Below are 1,176 nucleotides of genomic sequence, written 5' to 3'. Positions count from 1 at the left end.
CATCCTGACGGCGCAGCAGGGGGTGAGCGGGCAGTTTGACGCGGTGGCGCCGAACTACCTGTTCCTCGGCACCGGGCTGAGCTACCAGCCGAATGGGGTGACGCTGAGCGTCGGGCGCAACGGCACAAGCTTCGCCAGCGTGGCGCAGACGGCGAACGAGCGGGCGGTGGCGGCGGCGGCGGATGCGCTGGCGGCGGGCAACCCGGTGTACGAGAGCATTCTCAACAGCGGCACGGCGGGCGAGGCGCGGCAGGCGTTCCGCCAGCTGTCGGGGCAAATCCATGCGGACATCGCGTCGGCGCTGGTGAACGACAGCCGCTACCTGCGTGAGGCGCTGAACGGGCGTCTGCGTCAGGCGGAAGGGCTGGCGAGCTCGTCGGCCATCAAGGCGGACGAGGACGGCGCCTGGGCGCAGCTGCTGGGGGCGTGGGACCATGCGTCGGGCGACGCCAACGCCACGGGCTATCAGGCCTCGACCTACGGGGTGCTGGTGGGGCTGGACTCGGCGGCGGCGGCCGACTGGCGGCTGGGGGTGGCGACCGGCTACACCCGCACCTCGCTGCACGGCGGGTACGGGTCGAAGGCGGACAGCGACAACTACCACCTGGCGGCGTACGGCGACAAGCAGTTCGGGGCGCTGGCGCTGCGCGGCGGGGCGGGCTATACCTGGCACCGCATCGACACCAAACGGTCGGTGAACTACGGGATGCAGTCGGACCGCGACACGGCGAAGTACAGCGCGCGCACCGAGCAGCTGTTCGCGGAAGCGGGTTACAGCGTGAAGGGTGAGTGGCTGAACCTGGAGCCGTTCGTCAACCTGGCGTACGTGAACTTTGAAAACAACGGCATCGCGGAAAGCGGCGGCGCAGCGGCGCTGCGCGGCGACAAGCAGCACACCGACGCGACGATGTCGACGCTGGGGCTGCGCGCGGACACCGCGTGGCAGGTGAGCCCGGGCACGACGGTGGCGCTGCGCAGCGAGCTGGGGTGGCAACACCAGTACGGCGGGCTGGAGCGTGGCACCGGGCTGCGGTTCAACGGCGGCAACGCGCCGTTCGTGGTGGACAGCGTGCCGGTGTCGCGCGACGGCATGGTGCTGAAGGCGGGGGCGGAAGTGGCGGTGAACGAGAACGCCTCGCTGTCGCTGGGCTACGGCGGGCTGCTGTCGCAGAACCA

General features: G+C 70.7%; 1 protein-coding gene. It reads left to right on the top strand.

Translation table 11 applies throughout. From position 1 onward, the window contains the following. The coding region (locus AC2CGI_RS24055) for an autotransporter outer membrane beta-barrel domain-containing protein (RefSeq protein WP_484593984.1) at window positions 1-1,176 on the top strand (1,176 nt) is incomplete at both ends.

It is taken from the genome of Serratia sp. LSHTC3 (assembly GCF_057197125.1).
This window is presented reverse-complemented; position numbering and strand designations above follow the sequence as displayed.